The following is a 602-nucleotide window of genomic DNA, read 5'->3' as shown; positions in this document are numbered from 1 at the left end:
CTCTCAAGCGCCTTAGAATACTCATCTCGCCCACCTGTGTCGGTTTGCGGTACGGTCTCGTATGACTGAAGCTTAGAGGCTTTTCTTGGAACCACTTCCGATTGCTTCGTGCACAAGTGCACTCGTCCCATCCCCTTGAATTCCGCGCCCGGATTTGCCTAAGCGCCTTCTATGAGACAGAAACTGACTATTCCAACAGTCAGACAACCTTCCGCGATCCGTCCCCCCATCGCATCATACGACGGTGCAGGAATATTAACCTGCTTCCCATCAGCTACGCATCTCTGCCTCGCCTTAGGGGCCGACTCACCCTGCTCCGATGAACGTTGAACAGGAAACCTTGGGCTTACGGCGTGGAGGCTTTTCACCCCCATTATCGCTACTCATGTCAGCATTCGCACTTCTGATACCTCCAGCATCCTTTACAAGACACCTTCGCAGGCTTACAGAACGCTCTCCTACCATATATATCTGTGATAAATCACAGAACAATATCCGCAGCTTCGGTGACTGGCTTAGCCCCGTTACATCTTCCGCGCAGGACGACTCGATCAGTGAGCTATTACGCTTTCTTTAAATGATGGCTGCTTCTAAGCCAACAT

The 602-nt window shown here is 51.3% G+C and carries 1 rRNA gene; it reads right to left on the bottom strand.

The features are described from left to right. Positions 1 to 602, bottom strand: a 23S ribosomal RNA gene (locus tag KO538_RS29030); the annotation flags it as partial.

This window comes from Janthinobacterium sp. NKUCC08_JDC (genome assembly GCF_019345575.1).
Classification (GTDB): domain Bacteria; phylum Pseudomonadota; class Gammaproteobacteria; order Burkholderiales; family Burkholderiaceae_D; genus Janthinobacterium; species Janthinobacterium aestuarii.
The sequence above is the reverse complement of the archived record's forward strand: the minus strand, read 5'-3'. Positions and strand labels throughout refer to the sequence as shown.